At 57.4% G+C, this 18432-nt stretch carries 18 protein-coding genes; 7 read left to right on the plus strand and 11 right to left on the minus strand.

The features are described from left to right. Window positions 1-5: 5 nt before the first annotated feature. Window positions 6-773, minus strand: coding sequence for a class III extradiol ring-cleavage dioxygenase (locus LOY56_RS07805; RefSeq protein WP_258620887.1), 768 nt, complete (start codon window positions 771-773; stop codon window positions 6-8). Between the two features lie 103 nt (window positions 774-876). On the opposite strand from LOY56_RS07805, the gene LOY56_RS07810 reads away from it, so the two are divergent. After that, a complete protein-coding gene (locus LOY56_RS07810) occupies window positions 877-1533 on the plus strand; it encodes a thiopurine S-methyltransferase (RefSeq protein ID WP_258620889.1) in 657 nt (218 codons plus the stop codon). A 67-nt stretch (window positions 1534-1600) separates the two neighbouring features. On the opposite strand, the gene htpX is transcribed toward LOY56_RS07810, so the two are convergent. Then, window positions 1601-2488, minus strand: a complete 888-nt coding sequence (htpX, locus tag LOY56_RS07815) for a protease HtpX (protein WP_258620890.1) — start codon at window positions 2486-2488, stop codon at window positions 1601-1603. Window positions 2489-2805: 317 nt separating this feature from the next. Further along, a complete protein-coding gene (locus tag LOY56_RS07820; RefSeq protein ID WP_258622585.1) occupies window positions 2806-4017 on the minus strand; it encodes a pyridoxal phosphate-dependent aminotransferase in 1212 nt (403 codons plus the stop codon). Window positions 4018-4242: 225 nt separating this feature from the next. Between LOY56_RS07820 and msrB the strand changes: the two genes are divergently transcribed. From msrB to LOY56_RS07835, 3 genes are all read left to right on the plus strand, one after another. Further along, window positions 4243-4638 (plus strand): peptide-methionine (R)-S-oxide reductase MsrB, encoded by a 396-nt coding sequence (msrB, locus tag LOY56_RS07825; RefSeq protein WP_258622586.1) that lies wholly within the window; start codon window positions 4243-4245, stop codon window positions 4636-4638. 209 nt (window positions 4639-4847) lie between these two features. Then, a complete protein-coding gene (locus LOY56_RS07830) occupies window positions 4848-5333 on the plus strand; it encodes a glutathione peroxidase (RefSeq protein WP_008009392.1) in 486 nt (161 codons plus the stop codon). Then, window positions 5330-5791, plus strand: coding sequence for a MarR family winged helix-turn-helix transcriptional regulator (locus LOY56_RS07835; RefSeq protein WP_258620891.1), 462 nt, complete (start codon window positions 5330-5332; stop codon window positions 5789-5791). Before LOY56_RS07830 ends, LOY56_RS07835 begins: the two co-directional genes overlap by 4 nt. Here the strand turns inward: LOY56_RS07835 and LOY56_RS07840 are convergent. Continuing rightward, complete coding sequence (locus LOY56_RS07840; protein WP_258620892.1) at window positions 5775-8096, minus strand: response regulator; 2322 nt, start codon at window positions 8094-8096, stop codon at window positions 5775-5777. The two genes, LOY56_RS07835 and LOY56_RS07840, sit on opposite strands and share 17 nt — an antisense overlap. A 154-nt stretch (window positions 8097-8250) precedes the next feature. Here LOY56_RS07840 and LOY56_RS07845 point away from each other — a divergent pair, with 154 nt between their 5' ends. Both LOY56_RS07845 and LOY56_RS07850 read left to right on the plus strand, forming a co-directional pair. Beyond that, window positions 8251-9141, plus strand: coding sequence for an ATP-binding protein (locus LOY56_RS07845; protein WP_095055472.1), 891 nt, complete (start codon window positions 8251-8253; stop codon window positions 9139-9141). Beyond that, window positions 9138-9620 (plus strand): GAF domain-containing protein, encoded by a 483-nt coding sequence (locus LOY56_RS07850; protein ID WP_258620893.1) that lies wholly within the window; start codon window positions 9138-9140, stop codon window positions 9618-9620. Before LOY56_RS07845 ends, LOY56_RS07850 begins: the two co-directional genes overlap by 4 nt. 74 nt (window positions 9621-9694) lie before the next feature. Here LOY56_RS07850 and LOY56_RS07855 read toward each other — a convergent pair whose 3' ends face one another. The 7 genes from LOY56_RS07855 to LOY56_RS07885 form a co-directional block, all read right to left on the minus strand. Next, window positions 9695-12937 carry a transporter substrate-binding domain-containing protein gene (locus tag LOY56_RS07855; protein WP_258620895.1) on the minus strand — a complete coding sequence of 1081 codons (3243 nt, stop codon included), beginning with the start codon at window positions 12935-12937 and terminating at the stop codon, window positions 9695-9697. Between the two features lie 8 nt (window positions 12938-12945). Continuing rightward, on the minus strand, window positions 12946-13572 hold the full coding sequence (locus tag LOY56_RS07860) for a response regulator (protein WP_007895044.1): 627 nt from the start codon (window positions 13570-13572) through the stop codon (window positions 12946-12948). 247 nt (window positions 13573-13819) lie between these two features. Beyond that, window positions 13820-14224 (minus strand): response regulator, encoded by a 405-nt coding sequence (locus tag LOY56_RS07865; protein WP_258620896.1) that lies wholly within the window; start codon window positions 14222-14224, stop codon window positions 13820-13822. Between the two features lie 168 nt (window positions 14225-14392). Further along, on the minus strand, window positions 14393-15724 hold the full coding sequence (locus LOY56_RS07870) for a deoxyguanosinetriphosphate triphosphohydrolase (protein WP_258620897.1): 1332 nt from the start codon (window positions 15722-15724) through the stop codon (window positions 14393-14395). A 150-nt stretch (window positions 15725-15874) separates the two neighbouring features. Next, complete coding sequence (locus tag LOY56_RS07875) at window positions 15875-16216, minus strand: hypothetical protein (RefSeq protein WP_258620899.1); 342 nt, start codon at window positions 16214-16216, stop codon at window positions 15875-15877. Next, window positions 16213-16602, minus strand: a complete 390-nt coding sequence (locus LOY56_RS07880) for a phage holin family protein (protein WP_258620901.1) — start codon at window positions 16600-16602, stop codon at window positions 16213-16215. The genes LOY56_RS07875 and LOY56_RS07880 overlap by 4 nt, the downstream gene beginning before the upstream one ends. A gap of 1 nt (window position 16603) precedes the next feature. Further along, a complete protein-coding gene (locus LOY56_RS07885) occupies window positions 16604-16918 on the minus strand; it encodes a YqjD family protein (protein ID WP_008009371.1) in 315 nt (104 codons plus the stop codon). A 304-nt stretch (window positions 16919-17222) separates the two neighbouring features. Here LOY56_RS07885 and LOY56_RS07890 point away from each other — a divergent pair, with 304 nt between their 5' ends. After that, window positions 17223-18431 (plus strand): ammonium transporter, encoded by a 1209-nt coding sequence (locus tag LOY56_RS07890; protein ID WP_258620902.1) that lies wholly within the window; start codon window positions 17223-17225, stop codon window positions 18429-18431. The last annotated feature ends 1 nt before the right edge of the window (window position 18432 follow it).

Here is an 18432-nt window from a genome sequence, read left to right on the forward strand (position 1 = left end):
CTGTGTCAGCCAAAGCGATAAATATCCATCCCCAGCGCCCCCATGGTGAAACCCTGATGCGCAATGCTGAACTCACCCCCGGCCGCGCGGGCAAAGTACAGCGGCAGCAGATGCTCGTCACTCGGATGGTTGCGCACAGCATTTGGAGCTTGTTGACGATAGTCGTGCAATGCGGCTTCGTCATTCGCTTCAAGCCTCTCGATCATCCAGTCGCGGAACGCCTTGGCCCAGGGTTCGACGCTTTCCGGGCCGGCGTGCCAGTCCAGTTCGCGCAGGTTGTGAGTGATGCTGCCGGAGCCGATCAACAGCACGCCCTGTTCGCGCAGGCTGGCCAAGGCATGGCCGACACGGGTTTGCAGGGCAGGGCCGCCGCGGGTGGGCAGCGAGATCTGCACCACCGGGATATCAGCTTGCGGATACATCAACGACAAGGGTACCCAAACACCATGGTCGAACGGTCGCTGGCTGTCGATGTGCGCCGGCAGGCCATCGGCTTTCAGCTGTTCGACCACCTGCGCCGCCAGTTGCGGATTGCCGGGGGCTGGGTATTGCACCTCGAACAAGGCCTGAGGAAAGCCGCCGAAGTCATGCCAGGTTTCAGGTTGAGAGGTGCTGCTGACCAACAGTTCGCTGCTTTCCCAGTGCGCGGAGACAATCACGATGGCTTTGGGTTTCGGCAATGCCGCGGCCAGGCGCGCAAGGGCCGGTCCGCTGGCGCCGGGTTCCAGGGCTAGCATCGGCGAGCCATGAGAGATATACAGGCTGGGGAACATGAATGAGCTCCTGAGAGTAAGATGGCACCATCTTCAGTCAGATCATTGATCTAAATCTAATATAAGTTTTAGGGTCTTTTGATCGAATTTTTCGGGGTTAATTATGCAGCCGGAGTTTTGGCACAAACGATGGGCGTCGAATCAGATCGGCTTTCATCTGCCGGAAGTGAATCCTTATCTGCAACGGTTCTGGCCAGCGTTGAGCCTGGAAGAGGGCGCTCGCGTGCTGGTGCCACTGTGTGGGAAAAGTCTGGATCTGCTGTGGCTGGCGCACCGAGGTCATGAGGTCTTGGGGATTGAGCTGTCGGAAAAGGCCGTGGAGGATTTCTTCAGTGAGCATCAATTTGACCCGGACGTCAGTGAGCAGGGGCCGTTCAAGGTCTATCGGGCGGGGTCGATCGAGTTGTGGTGCGGTGATTTCTTCGAGTTGACGGCAGGCGATGTGGCCGATTGCGGCGCGCTGTATGACCGCGCGGCATTAATCGCCTTGCCGTCGGCGATGCGTGAGCAATATGCCGAGCATCTGAAGCGGATTCTTCCGAAGGATTCTCTGGGGTTGTTGATTACTCTGGATTACGACCAGACGCAAATGGCCGGGCCGCCGTTTGCTGTGCTTGATGACGAAGTGCAACGGTTGTTCGGCGATGTGTGGGCGCTGAAGATTCTGGAAGACCAGGACGTTCTGGGTGAGAGCTGGAAGTTTCTTGAGGCCGGTGTGACGCGGCTTGAAGAGCGGGTTTATCGGGTTTCCAGTCGTTAGATCTTTTGATCTTCAAGACGAAAAAAAGGGCGATCAGATCGCCCCTTTTTTGTCACCACGGAGCCTGTCAGCCCCGACGACGCAATGCGTCGATGCGCTCTTCCAGCGGCGGGTGGCTCATGAACATGCGGGCGAACCCTTGTTTGAGACCGCCGTTGATGCCGAAGGCATTCAGGGTGTCCGGCATGTGCACCGGCAGCCCTTGTTCTGCACGCAGACGCTGCAGGGCACCGATCATTGCGCTGGTGCCCGCCAGGCGTGCACCGGCATCGTCGGCACGGAATTCGCGTTTACGCGAGAACCACATGACGATGGCGCTGGCCAGAATACCCAGAACCAGTTCAGCGAAGATGGTCGCCACATAGTAGGCAATGCCTTGGCCTTCTTCGTTCTTGAAGATCACCTTGTCGACAAAGTTGCCGATGATCCGGGCGAAGAACATCACGAAGGTGTTCACCACGCCCTGGATCAGCGCCAGGGTGACCATGTCGCCATTGGCCACGTGGCCGATTTCGTGGGCCAGAACGGCTTTCACTTCATCCGGCGAGAAGCGCTCGAGCAAACCCTGGCTGACTGCGACCAAGGCATCGTTCTTGTTCCAGCCGGTGGCGAAGGCGTTGGCTTCATAGGCCGGGAAAATCCCGACTTCGGGCATCTTGATCCCGGCGTCGCGGGACAATTGCTCGACCGTTTGCAGCAGCCATTGCTCGTGCCGGGTGCGCGGCTGGCTGATGATCTGGGTGCTGGTACTCATTTTCGCCATCCACTTGGAGATGAACAGCGAGAACAGGGAACCGGCGAAACCAAAGACCGCACAGAAAATCAGCAGCTGATTGAGGTTGAGATCAACCCCGTTGGCCGCCATGAACCCGTTGAAGCCGAAAAGGCTCAGGGTAATGCTGGCAATCAGCACGACCGCCAGGTTAGTGGCCAGAAACAGCAAAATGCGCATCATGGTTGTAGAAATCTCCTCGTGCTAAAGATGTAGCGTACTGCGGGGTATATAAGGTGCTGCACCGGGCTATTCAACCGGGTGACTATTTCAAACTGTGTCCTACAGCAACAGTCTAGCGGCTTGAAGGGCATTTCCGACGTCGATATGGGAAACGGTTGTCAGTCAATTAGCGTCGCAGGCCCCCGCCGTTGTTAGGCGCGGGCATGAGATGAGTCGTCAGTCAGCGCTTGAAACAACGAGGCGAGGTGGGGCGCACAGATGTGTTGCTGAATTAATCACCGTGCGACTTTAGTCAGCGTCGCACGGTGACAGGCCACTTACTGGCGGTAGGACTTGAGGAAGTTGCCGATCCGGCCAATGGCCTGATCCAGGTCGTCGAGCCGTGGCAGGGTGACCACACGGAAATGGTCCGGCCATGGCCAATTGAAGGCCGTGCCTTGTACCACCAGCAGCTTTTCCGAGAGCAACAGGTCGAGCACGAATTTCTCGTCGTTGTGGATCGGGCAGACCTTCGGGTCGATCCGCGGGAACGCATAGAGCGCGCCCATCGGCTTGACGCAGCTCACGCCCGGAATGTCATTGAGCAGTTCCCAGGTACGATTGCGCTGTTCCAGCAGGCGCCCTTGCGGCAGCACCAGATCGTTGATGCTTTGATAGCCGCCTAGCGCGGTCTGGATGGCGTGTTGGCTCGGCACGTTGGCACACAGGCGCATGTTGGCCAATATGTCGATGCCTTCGATGTAGCTCTGGGCGTGATGTTTCGGACCGGAAATAGCGACCCAGCCGGAACGGAAGCCAGCCACGCGATAGGACTTGGACAGACCGTTGAAGGTCAGGCACAGCAAATCCGGTGCCAGCGAGGCGGTGCAGATGTGTACGGCGTCGTCGTACAGGATCTTGTCGTAGATCTCGTCGGAGAACACCACCAGATTGTGCTGACGGGCCAGTTCCAACATGCCTAACAGGACTTCTTTCGAGTACACCGAGCCGGTCGGGTTGTTCGGGTTGATGATCACCAGCGCCTTGGTGTTCGGGGTGATCTTGGCCTTGATGTCGGCCAGATCCGGCCACCAGTTGGCCTGTTCATCGCACAAGTAATGCACCGCGTTGCCGCCCGCCAGGCTCACTGCGGCGGTCCACAGCGGATAGTCGGGAGCCGGCACCAGCACTTCGTCGCCGTTGTTGAGCAGGGCCTGCATCGACATCACGATCAGCTCGGAAACGCCGTTGCCCAGGTAGATGTCTTCGATGCCGACGCCTTCCACCTCTTTTTGCTGGTAGTACTGCATCACGGCCTTGCGGGCGCTGAACAGGCCCTTGGAGTCGCTGTAGCCCTGGGCGGTCGGCAGGTTGCGGATCACGTCCTGAAGGATTTCATCCGGCGCTTCGAAACCAAAGGGCGCCGGGTTGCCGATGTTCAGCTTGAGGATGCGATGGCCTTCCTCTTCCAGGCGTTTGGCGTGCTTGAGCACTGGGCCGCGAATGTCGTAGCAGACGTTGGCGAGCTTGTTCGATTTGCTGACCTGCATGGCGATGTGTTCCCGAAAATGAACGATCCAGGCGGCGTATGAACGACCGTACTGGGAATCCTGCGTACTCACACAGGCCTGACGCCTTGAGCGGCGGCACTCATAATCCGTTTGAATGCGCGTGGTCTGGCTGCCAGACTGGTGTTTGACGAGGCGCAATCATACGTGCCGCCCGATCTGTGGAAAAGGTACAGATCGGGCTTTTTCAGCTGCTGAGGTGTGATGATGGAAAAGTTGGAAAAAACCCTGGAAGAATGGCGTGAAATGCTCGACCCGGAGCAGTACAACGTTTGCCGCCTCAAGGGCACCGAGCGGCCATTCTCCGGTAAGTACAACGACAGCAAGGTCGACGGTGTTTACCACTGCATTTGCTGCAACGCGCCGCTGTTCGACTCAAACACCAAGTTCGATTCCGGCTGCGGCTGGCCGAGCTTCTACGCGCCGATCGGCGACAGCGCGATGGTCGAGATCCGTGATGTCAGCCACGGCATGATCCGCACCGAAGTGGTCTGCGCCAAATGCGATGCTCACCTGGGGCATGTGTTCCCGGACGGTCCGCCGCCAACCGGTTTGCGTTATTGCATCAACTCGGTATGCCTGGACCTGGTTCCTCGCGAATAATCTGCATCGTTGCGCAGGGTCGCGGATGTACCTTGCTTAACGTAGCTGCCGAAGGCTGCGATTTTTTGATCTTTTAGGCCGCTGAAGATCTCGCTGCCTTCGGCAGCTCCGATGAGGAGCGCGTGCGGGCATCTATTGATTTATTAAATTGCACGCAATTCAATTGCTCGCTATGTTTGGTCTTTGTTCTTCCATTCGGAGTTCGTGCCATGAGCGATAACCTGTTGAGTATCCCTTGCACCACCATCAAGGGCGAGCAAAAGACCCTGGCCGATTTCGCCGGTAAAGCGGTGCTGGTGGTCAATACCGCCAGCAAATGCGGGTTCACCCCGCAGTACAAAGGCCTCGAAGAGCTGTGGCAGACCTATAAGGATCAAGGTCTGGTGGTGCTCGGTTTTCCCTGCAATCAGTTCGGCAAACAAGAGCCGGGCAACGAGGGGGCTATTTCCGAGTTCTGCGAGTTGAATTACGGGGTGAGTTTCCCGCTGTTCAAGAAGATCGAAGTGAATGGTGCCGATGCCCATCCGCTGTTCGTTCAACTGAAAAAGCGCGCACCGGGCGTGCTGGGTTCCCAAGGCATCAAGTGGAACTTCACCAAGTTCCTGATCGGCAAGGACGGCCAACTGGTCAAGCGCTTCGCTCCGGCGACCAAACCGCAGGACCTGAGCCGCGAGATTGAAGCCTTGCTCAAATGAACACGTTGTCCGTTGATTCGCTGAAGCTCGATAGTCAGCTTTGCTTCAAGCTGTACGCCGCTTCTCGGGCGGTGATCCGTGCCTACAAGCCGATGCTCGATCAGTTGGGTCTGACCTACCCGCAATACCTGGCGATGCTAGTACTGTGGGAATGGCAGGAGACGGCGCCCGAGCAGCCGACGGTCAAGGCGCTGGGTGAGCGCCTGGCCCTGGATTCCGGGACCCTGACGCCGCTGCTCAAACGGCTTGAGCAACTGCAGCTGGTGCAGCGTCAGCGTTCGACGCGCGATGAGCGTGAGGTGCACTTGAGCCTGTCGCCCGCCGGCAAGGCGTTGCGCGATCAGGTCGGACCGCTCAAGGCCCGGTTGTTGTGCGATAGCGGTATCGATCTGGATCGCCTGAATGATCTGCGCGATGGCCTCGATCACTTGTTGGGGCAAATCAAAGCGCTGTCGTAGTCGGTATCCACAAGTCGAGCAGGGCGGCCAGTTCTTCCCGGCGGAAAGGTTTGGCCAGGTAGTCGCTCATGCCCGCGGCACGGCAGCGCTCACGTTCTTCGGACATGGCGTTGGCGGTCAGGGCGACGATGGGCAGTTGTGGCCAGCGCCCGCTGCGACGAATCTGCCGACTGGCTTCATAGCCGTCCATCACTGGCATATTGCAGTCCATCAGCACCAGATCGAATTCGCTCTGCTCAAGCTGATCCAGGGCTTCGGCGCCGTGGGCCGCGACGCTCACTTCGCAACCCAGTTTTCCGAGCATTCCCTTGGCCACCAACTGATTGACCGGATTGTCCTCCACCAGCAGGATGCGTCCGCGTCGCAGGGGTGAGATGGCTTCGATCCGGGCGCCGTTGATCGTGGTGAGTTCCGGCTGCAAGATCCGCCGCAGGGCCTGGTAAAGCGCGTTGCGCGCCAAAGGCCGCGCCTGCTGCTGCAAGGGCGCCAAGGCGTTGGCTTGCTCGCCGGGCAGGAAACTGCCGTAAGCGGTCACCAGCAAAATCGGCGCGGTAAAGGTAGGGCGCAGGCCAAACAGGCATTCGGGACAGTCGGTGATCAGCACATCCGGCTTCAGACCGATCAACCGGTCATCGATGGAGCGCTGCTGATAGTCGAGCCCCCAGCCGGGCAGCAGACTGCTCAACAGTTCCGCCAGACCGCTGCTGGCGGCGGTGATCGCGACAATGTTGCCCCGCAGGGCTGCCGGGGAAATGGCCCGGGTATGGCAGGGCAGGGGCAGGTCGGCGCAGAACTGGCTGCCGAAGCCCGCTTCCGAACTGATCGTCAGACGCCCTTGCATGGCTTCGCAGAGGCTGTAAGTCAGTGCCAGGCCCAGCCCGGTCCCGCCGAATTGTCGGGTAATTCCGGCACCGGCCTGGGTGAATGGCTGGAAGATTTTGACCTGTGCGTCCTCGGCGATGCCAATGCCAGTGTCGCAGACTTCGATGCGCACGCCGTCTTCGAACGTGGAAAGTCGCACATCGACCCGCCCGAAACGGGTGAACTTGAGGGCGTTGGACAACAGATTGCTGACGATCTGCCGGACCCGGGTCGGATCACCGAGCACCAGCGCGGGAAATTTCGGGTCGATCAGGCACGCCAACTCGACACTCGGGGCGGCGTTCTGGGACAGCAGGTTGGCGGTGTCTTCAATCAGCGAGCCAAGGTCGAATGGAATGTGTTCGAGTTCGAGCTGGCCGGCATCGAACTTCGACAGGTCGAGAATATCGTTGAGCAGTTCCACCAGCACTTTGCCCGAGTCATGGGCGATGGACAGCTGTTGCTGCTGCTCGGCATTGAGCGGACCGTCCAGCGAGAGCGCGATCATTCCCAGCAGACCGTTGAGGGGCGTGCGGATTTCATGGCTCATGTTGGCCAGGAACACCGAGCGCGCTTCGGCCATGTCCAGGGCAGTGCTGCGGGCGACTTCCAGTTCCTCGTTGGATTGGCTGAGGCGGGTATTGATCGCCTTGAGTTCCGCGGTGCGTGCCGAGACGATGTTTTCCAGTTGCGAGAGGTAGTCGGTCAGGCGGTTTTCCGCGTTGCGCCGTTGCTGGATTTCGGTGGCGATGTTTTCAAACTGCTGATTGGCGACCTCGACCAAGACTCCGATTTCATCGTTTTCATGCCCCGTCGGACACTCCAGTAACGTCGGTTCCGCGCTGCGCGGATCACGGCCACTGAGTTCGCGGATGACCCGCACCAGCGGTTTGGTCAGCATCACGTAAAACAACGCCAGCAGAATGCCCGTGAGAATCAGGCTGCGCGCGAAGCCGTTGAGCAGGGTCACTTCGGCCCGGCGCAGGAAGCGGCTGCCGAAGGTGTAGGTGTCGACTTCCAGGCGCAAGGTCCCGAGGGATTCGTCCGGCAAGTGATCGAGGTAAAGGCGGTCTTCGAACTGCCGGTTGGCGCCGAACAGGAAGTCGCTAATCATCCGGTCATTGTTTTCCAGGCCCGGACGTTTGACGCTGGCCAGCACGGTATTGTTGTTGTCAGTCAATTGCGCGCCGATGATTGCCGGGGAGCGCAACAGCCCCAGGGCCAGTTCCTGAGCGAGTTCGGCATCAATGTTGTAGGCGATGCGGGACGCAGGGTTATGGCTGATTTCCAGCAACGACAGTATTTCGCGGTTGATGGAGGCATCTTCGCTGGCATAATCGATGCCTATTTGCAGCAGGCTGAGCAGCGTGCCCAGAATGAAACCGGCCAGCACCGTAACCCGGGCTTGTTTGTACGACAGCCGGTGGCTGAACTTGATATCCATGGGATGTTGAACCACTTCCGTTTCCCTTCGCTGCTCAAGCATAGTCGATCATCAATGGATACCGATGTTCTCGCAAAACACCTGTAAGGGTGTAGATGTTGTGTTTCGTCGCTGTACCGCCATCATTACCGTGAACGTGCCCCGAGGAGAAGACGTGGATTCCCGATTGAATGCTTTTCTTGAACGCGCCGATGCCGTTCTGGCCCGTATCGAACCGCTGTTGCCTGCCCCTCGGCAAGCCATCGACTGGACACACTGCCTGGCCGCGCGCTGGCAGCGCGAGGGACGCAGCGGTTTTCTGTTGCCGCTGCAAGTCAGCCTCGACACGCGTTTGTCCGACCTGATCGGCGTTGACCGGCAACTGGAGCAACTGGGCCGCAACACCCGACAGTTCCTCGACGGCATGCCGGCCAACCACGCCTTGCTCTGGGGCTCGCGTGGCACTGGTAAATCTTCGCTGGTGCGCGCCTTGCTGTCGGAACACGCCAAGAGCGGCCTGCGGCTGATCGAGATCGAACGCGATCACTTGGCGGACTTGCCGCGCGTGGTCGAGCAGATCGCCAAGTTGCCGCAGCGCTTTGTGCTGTTCTGCGATGACCTGTCGTTCGAATCGGGCGAGGGCGATTACCGCGTGCTCAAGAGCGTTCTTGATGGTTCGCTCGAACAGGCGCCAGACAACGTTCTGCTGTATGCCACCTCCAACCGTCGCCATCTGGTGCCGGAGAAGGAAAGCGATAACGAAAACTGGAAAAGGGTCGATGGCGAACTTCATCCCAGTGAGGCGGTAGAAGACAAGATCGCGCTGTCGGACCGTTTTGGTCTGTGGCTGTCGTTCTATCCATTTACTCAGGAGCATTTCCTCAACGTCGTCGAACACTGGATCGGCCAATTGGCTGACAAGGCCGGCCTTGAGTGGCAGCGTGATGAAGCGCTGGACATCCTCGCGGTGCGCTGGGCCACAGGCCGGGGCAATCGCAATGGGCGTTGCGCGTATCAATTTGCCCGCTATTGGGTCGGGCTGAAGCTGTTGGAGCACAAGGCATGATTGATTTGCAAAAAAGCGGCCAAGGCCTCGAGGGCTATGGCATGTTGTGGGCACAACTGGAATCGCTGCTGGCGGACGAGCGTGATTTCATCGCCAACGCCGCGCAGTTTTCAGCGTTTCTGTTCAACCAGCTCGACGATCTGAACTGGGCGGGTTTCTACCTTAATCGCAACGAAGAACTGGTGCTTGGTCCGTTTCAGGGGCAAATTGCTTGTGTACGGATTCCATTCGGTCGCGGTGTGTGCGGGGCGGCGGCGGCCACCTTGCAGACCCAACGGGTCGAAAATGTACACGCATTCCCCGGGCACATCGCCTGCGACAGTGCCTCGAACAGTGAACTGGTGGTGCCACTGGTCAAGGACGGTCGACTGATCGGCGTGCTGGACCTCGACAGCCCGAAGCTCGCGCGTTTTACCCCTGACGATCAGGCCGGTATCGAGCAACTGGCGGCGATTTTCCTGCGCCTGACCGACTGCTGATCAAGCTTGCAAGCGGCCGCGCCTTGAAGCGGTCACCCCGTCAGCAACAACAAAGGTGAACATCACGCTGAGCATTAGTGCTCCTTCATCCGGCTTTTGTCGTGGCGTGCCATCTGTTGTTGCAATGCCTGCTCCAGTTCGAGCATGGCGTGCTCCATGGACTTGCTGCAATCGACCACTTCATCGTGGTGGAATCTGTTACTGCAGGCCTGTTCGAGCGCCTCGCAGCTGTCGATCAATCGGCAGGCCTGGGCAATTCTGGCGGCACCCTTGATTTTGTGAGCGAGGTCGAGAAGTGACTGCCGGTCCTTTGATTCGGATAACGCCAGGAGCGCTTGCCGGTCCAGGCGGTTGCTATTCAGCAGTTCGGTCAACAGTCGCTGATTCAGCGTCGGGTTGCCACCGGTCAACAGGTGCAGCCCCTCCAGGCTGAAGGCCGGTTCGCGGACCATCGGCGTGATGCCTTCGACCCATTGGCTCAAGGCCGTCAGGCTGAGGGGTTTGAACAGGCAATCGTCCATTCCGGCCAGTTTGCAGCGTTGTCTTTCTTCAGGCTGTGCATTGGCGGTAAAACCCAGCACGGTACAGGGAGGGCGCTGTATGTGCTGTTCATGTTGGCGAATGGCCCGGGCCATGTCATATCCATTCATGATGGGCATGTTGCAATCGGCGATCACCAGATCGAATGGTTGATTTTTCCATGCCTCGAACCCCGCTTTGCCCTCCGCTGCGATAGTGAACCTATGCCCTAGAAACTCCAGTTGCTGACACATGAGTAGACGATTGGCCGGGTGATCATCGACAACCAGAACGTTCAAGGGGGCAGAGCTCGGGTGAATTGGCGGCTCGATGGGTTCCGGCATCCATTCCGTCGGCAGGGTTGCCAGAAGCAGCGAAACCCGGACTTGAGTGCCAATCCCCGGCTGACTGCTCAAGCTCAGACTGCCGCCCATCATTTCGCACAGATGGCGGCTGATCACCAGGCCCAGACCTGCTCCGCCTCTGGATAACTGGCCGGAGTTGTCGGCTTGGGCAAATGGTTCGAATAGCCGCTGTTGATCCTGCTCGCTGATCCCTGCGCCACTGTCTTCAACCAGCAATTGCAGATGGACCCGGTCGGGTTTGTCGGTCGGCTGCAAGGCGACGCTGATCCTGACCTGGCCCTGTTGCGTAAACTTGATGGCATTGCTGATGAGGTTGGACAGCACCTGCTTGAAGCGCATAGGGTCCAACAGAATATCGGCCGCCGGTTTGGCAGGGCTGAATTCCAGTTGCAACCCGAGATTCTTTTGCTGGGCTAGCCCATCGAAGATCCGCACCACCGAGGCTACGGTTTCAGCCAGATTGACGCGCTCCGGGCTCAGGCTCAGACGTCCGGATTCGATGCGCGCAATATCGAGAATGTCCCCGATCAGTTCCAGCAGATCTTTCGCCGAGTGGTAAGCCACGTCGATGGCCGGCCGATCCGGGTGGTTGTGATCGATACGTTTGAGCGTCAGTTCGAGCATACCGATGATTGCATTCATGGGCGTGCGGATCTCATGGCTCATCGTCGCCAGAAAGGTACTTTTGGCTCGATTGGCTTCATCGGCACGCTCTTTCGCCGTCTGTCGCTGTTTTATCTGACGACGCATGTAAGCGTTCCAGGCAATGGAGATCAGCAGCAACACGCCGACGCTGATAACAATTTGATAGAACACTCGGTGATAGTTGCGCCAGGTACTTTGCGAGGCCGCTGAATAGCCACGCCAGCGGTTATTGATAACGCCCAGTTCTTCCGGTGCGATGCTCAGCAGTGCCTTGTCGAGAATGGCATTCAGTTCTTTGGCGTCGCGCCCGGTCGCCAGGGAAAACGCTGCCTGTCGGGTGCCGATGGTGGTACTGATCTGAAGTGACTGTTCGAAGATCCGCGACGAGATGAAATAGTTGGCGATCACCAGTGAGTTCACCGCACCTTCCACCTGGCCATCGGCGAGCAATTCCACGGCGCTGAACGTGTCCGGGGTTTCAATCAGGTTGATCCGCGGGAATTCGCTGCGCAGGTAATCCACCAGTGGATTGCCTTGGGCGATTGCCAGGCGTTTATCCTGCAATTGCGTGAGGTTTGTCGGGCTGTCGGCCGCTTTGCGCGTCAGCAGTACAAAGGAATTTTCCAGATAGGGACGGCTGAAGTTCAACGTCGTTTCACGCTGGATGCTGGGGAGGAGAGCGGCGATCAGGTCGGCTTGATGGTTATTGATCTGCTCGATCATCTCGTCATCGCTTCGGCTGCGCTGGATTTCGAAACGCAATCCGGTGCGCAATCTGATCAGTTCAAGCAGGTCAGCGGTGACACCCCGAAAGTTACCATTGCCGTCGAAAAACGTCAGTGGCGCAAGCGCTTCATTGACCACGACGCGCACAACCGGATGTCGTGCCAGCCAGCGTTCTTCGTGATAGCTGAGTTGCAATTTTTGATCGGTGAGAAGTATGTCACTGCCGGCACTCCAGCGTTTGGCGATGTTTTCTCGCTCGCTGGTGGGGGTGGCTTTGAGTACTGCGTTAATGATCCCGAGCAGATCCGGGTTGTTCTTCTGCACGGCAAAACTGAAACCATGCGCTTCATGTTTACCGAAGTTGGCCATGCGGATGTTGTTCAGGTACCCCTTGTTGATCATGTAATGAGTTGAAATGGTGTCACCGAGAAAAACATCGGCCTGGCCGAAGGCAACTGCATTGATTGCATTCTGATAGGAGGGGTAGGAGGTGATGATTGCGTTCGGATAAAGCGCTCTGACCTCGTCCAGCGGCAGATAGTGATACACCATGCTAAGCCGCATGCCGGCAAGTCCATCGGTCAGCGAACGGGTTTCTCCTTCTCGTGTCACCAAGACGGGTTGATCCACCGCATAAGGCTTGGATAGGGCGATGTCGGCATTGTTGGCCTCGAAGCCATTGGCGGTGCCGAGCATATCGACCTGGCCTTTTTCCAGCGCCTCGATCGCGGCTCCTCGGGAAGCGAAGCGCTGGACCTTGACCGGCAACCCTATAGCCTTGCCGAGAATGCCTGCGTAATCGGCAGTGAAGCCTTCATAGTCCTGGCCACTGAGGGTCAGGTCGAAAGGAGGATAATCCGGAGCCGATGTACCCAGAATCAATTCACGTTTGTTTTTAATCCATTGTCGTTGTGAGGTATCCAGTTGGACGTCCGTGAGCCCAGCCGTGGAGCGACTGAGCAGGGTGTAGTGCTCGCTGGCCGTCTGAGCCGCGAGAACCGAGGTGCTCAGGCATAATCCCGCGGCCATGAGTATTAGATAATCCTTGAAATGGCTGAGCATCCTGTTTCTCACACTAACGCATTACGTTTTGCCATGTCGATGAGTTCAACCAGGGATTTGGCTTTAAGTTTTTGCATGAGCCGTTTTTTATAAGTGCTGACGGTCTTGTTGCTGAGAAACATACCCTTGGCAATTTCTTTGTTGGTGCGACCCTGGGCGAAAAGTTGTAATACCATCAGCTCTCGATCGTTAACGGATTTAAACAATTCCAGGTCGGCCCAGCGCGCGTCGTCGCGACGGACGGGGTTCAACGCCTGACTGGGGAAATAGTTGTAACCTGATAAGACCGCTTTGATCGCACTCATCAGTTCACTGAGATCTTCTTGTTTGCATACATAGCCCGATGCACCGGACTGCATGCAGCGAATACCGAAAAGTGTCGGGCATTGTGCCGTTAGTACCAGTGTTTTCAGGGGTGTGCTCATGGCGTTGAAGCGAGAGAGCACTTCCAACCCATCCAGTTTCGGAATGCTGATGTCGAGGATAATCAGGTCAGGCATGCATTCGCGAACCATCTGCATTGCATCGACCCCATTGTCAGTTTCGCCGACGACTTTGTAACCTTCATGTTCCAGCAGCATTCGGACAGCAAGGCGGATGACAGGGTGATCGTCGACAATAAAAACGGAGTTCATAATCAAATCCCATACGTACACAAATAAAGCGCGCACCTTAGCTCAGATAGTTGAGGGGCCGCATGAACCGAGGGAGCTATAGCGGCAATATAGGAAAAGTCCTACATCTAAAGAAGAATAGGACTACGTACCAACTAGGTTCTACATGAGGAACGGCAAAGTTCGGTAGGGCGCGTCAGGTGGTTGGATACGTTGAGATAGAGGTGTGATTCTGTACTTTGTTGATGATTTTAGTATGTTTGGGTTTTTAGGGTGAGGCCAAGGATAACAAGTTTATCAAGTCTGATTGTTTCAATGGCTTGATCAAATAACCGAGCAAGGGCAGTCCATGTTCGCAGGCCATGACTTTAAGTTCATCAAGTTCGAGGGATGTCAGGCAGCTCAGAAGTATTGCCTGTCTGATCATTCCCCGGTGACTGGCGTATTCGATCAAGTCGAGGCCTGGAAGGTCTGGCAAGCATTGGTCGCACAGAAGAATATCGAACGGTTGCGCAGCCTTGAGCATTTGTTGCAAGGCGCCTTTGGCGCTGTCAGTGGCAGTCAGTTGGGTGAAGCCATAACTTTCGAGCAGGTATTGAGTTGCTCTTAGCTGAAAGGGATGATCTTCCACCAACAAGATGCGCCAATCATATTTATACGTAGGGATTTTCATGCGTCATCGTTCGAGCAAGGGAAGGTGATTATTTCGCGAGAGGATCGAACAATCGATCAGTCAGCTCTGCACAGGGTGTAAGGCGATTCTGTCGATGTTGAAGTACACAAATGTCGAGAAGCTCGATCAACCGTTCAGAAATCTCTGATACGGCTGATCGATACGCTTCTATCCGTGGCTTGAACGACCGGTCATTTCCAGCGCCATTTCACCGGCATAGCTGTCGGTCATGCCAGCGATGAAATCAATCATGCGCAAGAAGGAGGTGTGTAAAGGGCCATGAGGATCGGGCGCATTGTTGCCCAACAGATCGAGTATGCGGCGGTTCTTAAAGGATGGCGTACGGCCATTGTGCTGCTCAAGTGCCGCGCCGCAAAAGGCATTGAGCAGGATTTCCAGCGTCGTGTAGGCCCCTATTTCGTGGAGCGTCTTGCGCTTGTCCTGGAAGATTTTTTTGCGCGCCATGTCCTTGGCGTTCAAGACGCAGCGTTTGGCGGGGCCATGCATGTGTTCCACCAGGTCTCCCGGCAGTGTGCCAGCCAGCAGCGCGTCCTGTTGCTCGACGAACGCTCGGGCTGCTGCATTGGTCAGGTGTTCGATGGCTTTGCCCCGCAGGATTGCCAGTTTGCGCCGACGTGAATCCTGTGGACCGAGCTGGCGATAGGTTTCAGGGAGGTCGTCGCCCACCAGGTCCAGCAACAGGGACTCGACTTCGGCGTACTCCAACAGCTCCATCTCCAGACCATCTTCCAGATCGATCAGCGCGTAGCAGATGTCGTCGGCGGCCTCCATCAGGTACACCAGCGGATGACGCGCCCAGCGTTGTTCTTCCAGCTGGGGCAGACCGAGTTTATAAGCGATCTGCTCCAGCAGAGGCAGTTCGCTTTGATAGCAGCCGAACTTGTGCTTCTTGTAGCCCAATGAGTCGGCATGCCGAGCCGTCCAGGGGTATTTCAGGTAGGTGCCCAGCGTGGCGTAGGTCAGCCGGGTCCCCCCTTCGAACTGGTGGTATTCAAGTTGGGTGAGCACCCGGAAACCTTGAGCATTGCCTTCAAAATTGAGGAAGTCATCGCGTTCGGCTTCGCTCATCGCATCCAGCCAGCCACGACCTGCGGCTTGCTGGAACCAGTGGCGAATGGCGTCCTCGCCGGAATGACCGAAAGGCGGATTACCAATGTCATGGGCCAGGCAGGCCGATTGCACCACCATTCCCAAGTCGCTTGGTTCGCACCAGTCGGGCAGGGCGCTGCGGATGGTTTCACCGACGCGCATGCCCAGCGAGCGGCCGACACAGCTGACCTCCAGCGAGTGGGTCAGGCGCGTGTGGATGTGATCGTTGCTGGAAACTGGATGAACTTGGGTCTTGCGCCCGAGACGGCGAAACGCGCCCGAGAAAATGATGCGGTCGTGGTCTTTATGGAAAGGGCTGCGGCCGAGTTCTTCCGGGCTGTGCACAGGCTTTCCGAGGCGTTCGCGGGTAAGCAGGGTTTGCCAATCCAAGGCTGGTTTCTCCTTCGGGTGATTGATGCCCTAGCTTCCCGGTTCAAACGGGTCCCTGCAAGGGGAGCCAGGGTTTATTGACGTTTGGTTCGTGACCAACCGTCAACAAGCCTTGGAAACCTGGTCAAGCATGCAGCCAGAAAAGACAGATCAATGTTTTCGCGAAGAGTTCTGCATGATCAGCTTGATCAGTGGCCCCAGCGTGATGCCCAGGCGAGCCAGTCGAGTCAGGCTGCCAATACCGCCACCCTTGGCACCCTTGCCGGTCAGAAAACCCAGCCCGATCACGGCCGCGATGCCCCAGAGCGGGGCGTGTTTGATGCCGAGGCCATCTTGCAGGTTTTGCGTCATGCCACGCACGCGTTGCAACGGGTGCAGCAGGTTTTGGGATTCGTGGCGAATTTCCTGGCGATGCATTTCCATGCGCAGGCGGATCAGGGCCTTGCGCATTTCCGTGCGCGAGCTGTTGCGGGGAAGTTCAGACATGCTCATGGCAACAGACGCTCCCGATCATTGGCCAACTCTTCCAGGGTGCCATGGAAGGGCGAGGATTCATCGAAAATCGCTGCTCTCAAGCGCATCGCACAGAACAACGCTGCGAGGGTATAGAACACACAGAGGCCGATGATTGCTGCCAGACGATAGGTGTCCCAAAACAGGATCAACACCAGCGTCGACAAGCCCACCAGCAATAACAAGGCAAAGACCAGCGTCAGGCCTGCAAACAGCAACAGGCTGACGGTGCGTGCTTTTTGTTCCTGCAATTCAATGCCGAACAGTTCGACATGACTGTGCAGCAGTCCAAGAAATGCGGCGCCGAGGCGTCGCGGTGATGAGCCGGTGCCCGTCGCGGACGGGCCGGGTTCGCCGATTGCCATATCAGCGCCGAGTGGCCAGCAGGCCGATCAGGAAACCCACGCCAGCCGCGATTCCGACCGATTGCCATGGGTTGGCCTGGACGTAATCTTCCGTGGCGGTGACAGCGGCTTTGCCGCGCTCGCGAACAGAATCTTCGGTCAATCTCAGGGTTTCGCGCGCGCGCAGCAGACTGTCATGGATCTGCTGGCGCAACTCGTCGGCCTGATCGCCAGCCAGGGATTTGGTGTGTTCCAACAACCGTTCGGTGTCGGTAACCAGCGTTTGAAAATCTTCCATCAGAACTTCTTGAGCAGTCTTTGCTGTGGTGCGTGCCATTGGTGATCTCCATGAGTGGCTTGTGAAGCGTTCGAGTATGAGCCTTGCGGGAAGGTTCAGTACAAATGACTGGTACAACTTTTGCTATGTCGTGGTGCGTTGACCGGCGCCGATGCGCTGTTGCCGGGCATGATTTCAGAAAAACCTTAACTCAAATAATCAAAACTTGCGCAAAGGCTCCGGTCTGATACGCCAAAGCGGTTCATCCTGATCAGTACGAGGGGATGAATGAGCTGCAACTTGGTGCATCGATAGTCCGAGCGAGCTTCTTTGGTGCTTTTTTAACCTTCAGGTCTGCCCATCCATGGAAAATCTGCAAAGTGCTGTGGACAGTCTGGTTCATAGCTCCAACACATTGTTCATCCTTATCGGTGCGGTCATGGTCCTGGCCATGCATGCCGGTTTTGCCTTTCTGGAGGTGGGTACGGTTCGACAAAAGAACCAGGTCAACGCCCTGTCGAAGATCCTCAGCGACTTCGCCATTTCGACCCTGGCCTACTTCTTTATAGGCTATTGGATTTCTTATGGGGTCACTTTCATGCAACCGGCGGCGGTGATTACTGCCGATCATGGCTATGGACTGGTGAAGTTTTTCTTTCTGCTGACCTTTGCTGCGGCAATACCGGCAATCATTTCCGGCGGCATCGCCGAGCGCGCCCGATTCGTCCCGCAGTTGTGTGCGACGGCACTGATCGTGGCGTTTATCTATCCCTTCTTCGAAGGCATGATCTGGAATGGCAATTTTGGTCTGCAAGCCTGGCTGCTGGAACGCTTTGGCGCCAGTTTCCATGACTTCGCAGGCTCCGTGGTGGTTCACGCCGTGGGCGGCTGGCTGGCACTTGCGGCGGTATTGTTGCTCGGACCGAGGCAAGGTCGTTATCGCGATGGAAAGCTGGTGGCGTTCGCGCCGTCGAGCATTCCCTTTCTGGCGTTGGGTTCGTGGATCCTGATAGTCGGCTGGTTCGGCTTCAACGTGATGAGTGCTCAGACGCTGCAAGGGGTCAGTGGGCTGGTGGCAGTGAATTCGTTGATGGCCATGGTTGGCGGCACAGTGGCGGCGTTGGTGGTCGGACGCAATGACCCGGGTTTTCTGCATAACGGCCCGCTGGCCGGACTGGTAGCGATCTGCGCCGGATCGGATCTGATGCACCCGGTGGGCGCATTGGTGACCGGTGCCATCGCCGGAGCTCTGTTTGTCTGGTGCTTTACCGCGGCTCAGGGCAAATGGCGTATCGACGATGTGCTGGGCGTCTGGCCTTTGCATGGACTGTGCGGTGTCTGGGGCGGGATCGCTTGCGGCATCTTCGGTCAAACCGCCTTGGGTGGTTTGGGGGGCGTGAGCCTGATCAGTCAGTTGATCGGCACTTCTCTGGGAGTGATCGTGGCGCTGGGTGGCGGTTTTGCGGTGTATGGCGCGATCAAGACGTTCCATGGTCTGCGCTTGAGCCAGGAAGAGGAGTATTACGGCGCAGACTTGTCGGTGCACAAGATCGGTGCCGTAAGTCAGGATTGAA

The sequence above is a fragment of the Pseudomonas sp. B21-048 genome, assembly GCF_024748615.1.
Taxonomy (GTDB): domain Bacteria; phylum Pseudomonadota; class Gammaproteobacteria; order Pseudomonadales; family Pseudomonadaceae; genus Aquipseudomonas.

Coding starts and splice junctions, on each gene's coding strand:
- LOY56_RS07805 (WP_258620887.1), bottom strand. CDS start 773: ATGTTCCCCAGCCTGTATATCTCTCATGGCTCGCCGATGCTAGCCCTG.
- LOY56_RS07810 (WP_258620889.1), top strand. CDS start 877: ATGCAGCCGGAGTTTTGGCACAAACGATGGGCGTCGAATCAGATCGGC.
- htpX (WP_258620890.1), bottom strand. CDS start 2,488: ATGATGCGCATTTTGCTGTTTCTGGCCACTAACCTGGCGGTCGTGCTG.
- LOY56_RS07820 (WP_258622585.1), bottom strand. CDS start 4,017: ATGCAGGTCAGCAAATCGAACAAGCTCGCCAACGTCTGCTACGACATT.
- msrB (WP_258622586.1), top strand. CDS start 4,243: ATGGAAAAGTTGGAAAAAACCCTGGAAGAATGGCGTGAAATGCTCGAC.
- LOY56_RS07830 (WP_008009392.1), top strand. CDS start 4,848: ATGAGCGATAACCTGTTGAGTATCCCTTGCACCACCATCAAGGGCGAG.
- LOY56_RS07835 (WP_258620891.1), top strand. CDS start 5,330: ATGAACACGTTGTCCGTTGATTCGCTGAAGCTCGATAGTCAGCTTTGC.
- LOY56_RS07840 (WP_258620892.1), bottom strand. CDS start 8,096: ATGGATATCAAGTTCAGCCACCGGCTGTCGTACAAACAAGCCCGGGTT.
- LOY56_RS07850 (WP_258620893.1), top strand. CDS start 9,138: ATGATTGATTTGCAAAAAAGCGGCCAAGGCCTCGAGGGCTATGGCATG.
- LOY56_RS07855 (WP_258620895.1), bottom strand. CDS start 12,937: ATGCTCAGCCATTTCAAGGATTATCTAATACTCATGGCCGCGGGATTA.
- LOY56_RS07860 (WP_007895044.1), bottom strand. CDS start 13,572: ATGAACTCCGTTTTTATTGTCGACGATCACCCTGTCATCCGCCTTGCT.
- LOY56_RS07865 (WP_258620896.1), bottom strand. CDS start 14,224: ATGAAAATCCCTACGTATAAATATGATTGGCGCATCTTGTTGGTGGAA.
- LOY56_RS07875 (WP_258620899.1), bottom strand. CDS start 16,216: ATGAGCATGTCTGAACTTCCCCGCAACAGCTCGCGCACGGAAATGCGC.
- LOY56_RS07880 (WP_258620901.1), bottom strand. CDS start 16,602: ATGGCAATCGGCGAACCCGGCCCGTCCGCGACGGGCACCGGCTCATCA.
- LOY56_RS07885 (WP_008009371.1), bottom strand. CDS start 16,918: ATGGCACGCACCACAGCAAAGACTGCTCAAGAAGTTCTGATGGAAGAT.
- LOY56_RS07890 (WP_258620902.1), top strand. CDS start 17,223: ATGGAAAATCTGCAAAGTGCTGTGGACAGTCTGGTTCATAGCTCCAAC.